Annotated in this window: 5 protein-coding genes; 3 read left to right on the top strand and 2 right to left on the bottom strand. The window is 46.6% G+C overall.

Annotation, left to right across the window (positions count from 1 at the left end):
- Both VIM87_RS24070 and VIM87_RS24075 read right to left on the bottom strand, forming a co-directional pair.
- A partial coding sequence (locus VIM87_RS24070) for an alpha-L-rhamnosidase N-terminal domain-containing protein (protein ID WP_331999476.1) occupies positions 1 to 1600 on the bottom strand: 1600 nt, incomplete at its 3' end.
- A 202-nt stretch (positions 1601 to 1802) separates the two neighbouring features.
- Complete coding sequence (locus VIM87_RS24075) at positions 1803 to 2612, bottom strand: class I SAM-dependent methyltransferase (RefSeq protein ID WP_331999477.1); 810 nt, start codon at positions 2610 to 2612, stop codon at positions 1803 to 1805.
- A 264-nt stretch (positions 2613 to 2876) separates the two neighbouring features.
- Here VIM87_RS24075 and VIM87_RS24080 point away from each other — a divergent pair, with 264 nt between their 5' ends.
- The 3 genes from VIM87_RS24080 to VIM87_RS24090 all read left to right on the top strand — a co-directional run.
- Entirely contained in the window at positions 2877 to 3434 is a 558-nt protein-coding gene (locus VIM87_RS24080; protein WP_331999478.1) for a hypothetical protein, read from the top strand.
- Between the two features lie 166 nt (positions 3435 to 3600).
- Positions 3601 to 3903 carry a hypothetical protein gene (locus tag VIM87_RS24085; protein WP_331999479.1) on the top strand — a complete coding sequence of 101 codons (303 nt, stop codon included), beginning with the start codon at positions 3601 to 3603 and terminating at the stop codon, positions 3901 to 3903.
- Positions 3904 to 4084: 181 nt separating this feature from the next.
- Positions 4085 to 4758 (top strand): TolC family protein (locus VIM87_RS24090; protein WP_331999480.1); only part of this gene is annotated, 674 nt, incomplete at its 3' end.

Consider the following 4758-nt stretch of genomic DNA (forward strand, 5'->3'; position numbering starts at 1 on the left):
GGGGCATGGCAAAATCCCATCCTTTCCCTCCTACCCAATCTATAAAATTCCAATAGGGCGTGCCTCTTAATGAACCATCTGCCCCCTGGTATTTGCTGAAAAAATCCAGCACGGCGCGTTCGCCGGTCAGCTTGTCTTTTAGAAAGCTGCTGTCTGCCCGGTACATGCGGTAATCATACAGCATACCAATATACCATAAGGAAAAGGTGGAGATGATCTGCGTACTATGTGTAGGCCAGCGGCTTTGCGTAACGCCTTCCGTTATGCGGGAATGGTCCATCAGGTTAATAGCATTGCGCGCCAGCCGCTCGTCGCCGCTATTGTAATAGCTGATCATGGCCTGTATGCGCGTATCCCCTATGTACTGCAGCTGCTCGTAATAAGGGCAATCCCAGTAGGTTTCCATGGCGCAGAGGCGGGCGGTGTGCCATCCTATCTCCAGGATCTTTTTTATTTCAGTATTATCCGTATTAAAAACCGCATTGAATTTAAAAGGATAGCCGGTAAATACGCCGGAAATATCATCTATCACCAGGGGTTCTCTTTGAGTATGGATCGTTACCAGTATATAACGGAAGCTCCGCCAGTAAAGGCTTGTATAAGACTGGCCAGTGCTGCCATCGGAAATTAAACTGTCCTTTCGTCCTTTAAAGTCTTTGCCATCCACATCATTCCGGTTGCCTTTGCGGTCGCCATACTTTTTTACATCATCAAAAAGAGATTCTGCATACCGCATGGAAATACCGGCATCCCTGCCCTTGCTAAAAATTAAGTTGATGTATGCGTTGGTCAGGTAGGTTTGATCCAGCAGAAAAGAAACGGTAGTATCGGCCGGGATGGTAACAGCTGTTTTTGACGCAGGGAAGGTAGCAGGCAGGCTGATGCCGCTTGCTTTACGCACAACAGGCACCCGCTGGTAAGTAAGCTCCATCTGGGGCAATGAAGAAGGTACCAGCATCCAGCCATAGCCATCGCCCCCACCCTTTAAACGGCCCCCGAATAAATTAGCGGCCATTGGCCAGCGGCTGTCATCAAAATCAATAGCCGTCCAGCCATGAACAGATTGCCGCATATCCACCAGCTCACCTGTACTGGCGGCAAAAAAGCCCGTGATGGGCTGGTATCCCCTGTCCCGGGTACATTTCCAGGTGTTGTTGGTATTCAGGACCTCTTCACTGGAGGTGCTGCCCTGTACAATGAAGGCGGTTCTCAGGGTGATCTGCGCCTCCGGGCGGTTATCAGCCTCATTAAACACCAGCGCTGCCACAGTATTTTTGCCGGCAGCCAGGTAAGGCGCAAGGTCTACTGTTTCATAATTCCAGTAATAGGTATCCCCGCGCGCCGGTCCTAACGATACCAGTGTACCATTTACATACAATTTATAACGGTTGTCGGCCGATACATGGATGATAAAGCTGGCAGGTTTAACGGCGAGGTCAATATTTTTCCGGAAATAATAAACCCCGTACCCATTGCCCGGGTCATTGGGCGCCGCAATCCAGTTGGCATTCCATGGCCTGCTTTCCGGAGACTGGGCATAGCTGGTTTGATTCAATAAAAAGCTGCAAAGCGTGAGTACCACAGAAAAAAATCTATTCATTGATGCGTGGAATTAGAATGAAAGCCCAATATAAGGGTCTCTATGTACTCCGCATCCTACACTATCCTGCTCCCGCCTAAGGAGGATGTATCAAAAATAAAAGAAGGGCCTGAGAATCGCTTAAACGACGACCTACCTTCATCAGGTACCCGAGTAAAAAGAGGCTGCATCATACTTTTGATACAGCCTCTCTTTTTTACCTTCAGCAGCTAACGGTTACCTTTAAAAAAGTAGCAGGAATAGATGTATTTCCTGTGCCGCTTTTGTTCTGGCTGTTAAATAAAGCTACTAATTCACTTTGCAGCTCCGAAGCCTTGCCATTTTTTTCAGCCGCTTCAAAAGCATTCATGGTAGGACCGTAATAGTCCTTGAAATTTTTAACAAATTCCGCAGGTGAATAAGGCGCATTAAACGTAAAAGTTTCCCTGGAAAAGCTAATGTTCTCTTTTGGAATACCGGCGCTGTTAAAACGCTCTATCACATTGCTCTCCACACCCCATAACATAGGGCTTACGAAGCCCTCCGGCGGCGGTGGTGTATAAGCGGAGCTGATCTTTAAGATCTGCGCTACCAGCGTCGGATCACCCGGGATCCAGTTTCCCATGACTATTCTTCCGCCCGGGCGGGTAACCCGCACCATTTCCCTGGCCACATCAAACGGTTTGGGCGCAAACATAGCGCCGAAAAAGCTCATTACCAGGTCAAAGCTATGATCGGCCAGCATATGCAGGTCCGTTGCATCGCCTTCCTGGATGCTGCAGTTGCCAAGCCCTTCTTTTTTGATCCGGTTGTTGCCCGCTGCAACAAGGTTCCCTGCAATGTCAACACCTAATACCTCCGCGCCCAGTCTTGCTGCAGGCAGCGCCGTAGTGCCGTCTCCACAACCGAGATCAAGCACCTTACATCCCTGTTTAATGTCCAGGCCAGCTACCAGCGCATCGCCGCTTTCCCGCATGGTTTCGGCTATACGGGTAAAATCACCCTTTTCCCACAAAGTTTTGTTTGGATTCATTGTACTGTAATTTTGGAGTTAATAATTCGGGGGTTCAATAAAATTTATTAGCAAGTTGGAATTTGTCCCTGGTTTATTGGCAATAACCGCAGTGCTTCACACAACCTGAATTATACTTTAAGTTAGCACAAATCAGTGAACAAACCAATCCCTCATTAGCAAACAGCATGATGACAGATCATAGATCATTTATCATTAACTAACGGTTTTGGATAAATGATTTTAATTTATATATTGTTCGCTTAATAATTATTTATTTTCCATATGCTCACTTTACAGGAATTTTCACAAAATTTTGGAACCTCCCCTGTTCCGCAAGCGTTAGCCCTTCTGCTGGAATTTCAGAATGAAACAGGTTTTGAATATTATTCGGACGGATTTGGCCTGCTGCGTGACGACAAATCCGGACTGCTCCATGGATGGTCAGCAGCGCCTGCATTCCTGGATAAACTAATGCCTTTTGCACAGGCAAACGGTTCCGGTTCTTTTTATGCTTTATGGCAGCATGATGCTGCTACAGATCTTGCGGCATTACCGGTAGTGCTTTTCGGGGATGAAGGCGGAGAATATGTGGTTGCGGAAAATATCGCAGGTTTATTACAATTGCTTACGATAGATGCTGAGCCGATGGTTTATGATGGCGTTGACTTTTATAAAGATCCCGAACAGGATCCCAGTGATTATGCTGAAGAATATAAAACCTGGCTGATGGAGCAGTTTAAATTAGCCCCCGTTGAGGAAGCAGAGGAGATCATTACTCCTGCACAGCAGAAATACCAGGCTGCTTTTGATGAATGGAAAGGTGCGTTCTTTGGCAATTGAGCCCCTGTTTAATTCAGATCAGCCACTTTTAAAGATCTTTTTACGCGGAGATGTTAAAAAATCTTTAAAAGTGGCGCCCCTGCACCTTAAAATTTGCTTATAACTTTTGCTGCAAACTTATTGAAACAAGGCTTTCTGTAACTTTCGCTTCTAATTCAGGCATGTTATGGCGAATGGAAGCAAATCACCACATATCCTCAATACATCTACAAACCTGCTGGGGTTTTGTTTAATAGTGCTCACCTCTATCAAAGTCATGCATTTTAATAACAGCACCCTCATTGATGATAGCACGGGAGTTGCCGCGCTGTTACTAATGGCCAGCTGTTTGCTTTCGTTCCTTTCCATGCGTGAGGATCATGGGCGAAAGAGCGAACAGCTGGAAAAGGTGGCAGATTATGTTTTCCTGGTTGGGCTGATCTGTATCAGCGTTACAACCGTGCTGGTATCCTTTAACCTCATCTCATAGCTATCAGCTCCCCGGTCTCACCCCAAATAAATAGGTAGGAGTTTGAAGATGGTTTGTATAAGAACGAACCCGGTTCGTATAATAAGCAAAATACCGATCCCTGCACCGGCTACTTTTGGCCCGTCTAACTAAAACACCGCTATTTCAGCGGCTGTAAAAGTAAGATGAGCAAGAAGATCATATGAACAGGAAAATCTTTGTACTATTCTTATTCAGCTTTGCATTAAAGGTGCATGCACAGGAGAACTGGACCTTAAAACAATGCATTGATTATGGCCTGAAGAACAACCGGAACAACACTATTTATGCCAATGAAAAGCGGGCGGCTGATGCTAAGGCAAAGGAAGTGCTGGCCGACTACCTGCCGCAGATAAGCCTCACATCAACGCTGGACGACAATCTTAAGCTGCAGCAAACAGTGATCCCTGCAGGCATCTTCGGTCCTAACGATGTAAAGGTATCTTTAAGCAAGCAATATAGCAGCAACGCTACCGCGCAGCTGGACCAGGTGATCTTCGACCAGTCCATGCTTACCGGCCTCAAAGCCAATAAATACAACCGGCAGCAGGCAGCGCTTAACATACAGCAAAGCCAGGAAGCCATCATTTACAACATCAGCACCGCTTACTTCCAGATCTTCGTGTACCGGCAGCAGTTAGAGCTGCTGCAGATCAACAAAGAAACCTATGAAAAGCAGATAGCCATCTACCGCCTGCAGGTAAGCAAGGGCACCGCATTGCAAAAAGACCAGGATAAGGTTACCGTTGACTATAACAATACCATTTCCCAGATCCGCGTAGCAGAAAGCAACCTGCAGCTGGCGGAAAACGATCTGAAATATGAAATGGGGTATCC

This window comes from Chitinophaga sp. (assembly GCF_036569125.1).
Classification (GTDB): domain Bacteria; phylum Bacteroidota; class Bacteroidia; order Chitinophagales; family Chitinophagaceae; genus Chitinophaga.

What these genes read in the sequence shown, in the direction of transcription:
- VIM87_RS24075 (WP_331999477.1), bottom strand. Translation starts at nt 2,612, where the DNA reads ATGAATCCAAACAAAACTTTGTGGGAAAAGGGTGATTTTACCCGTATA.
- VIM87_RS24080 (WP_331999478.1), top strand. Translation starts at nt 2,877, where the DNA reads ATGCTCACTTTACAGGAATTTTCACAAAATTTTGGAACCTCCCCTGTT.
- VIM87_RS24085 (WP_331999479.1), top strand. Translation starts at nt 3,601, where the DNA reads ATGGCGAATGGAAGCAAATCACCACATATCCTCAATACATCTACAAAC.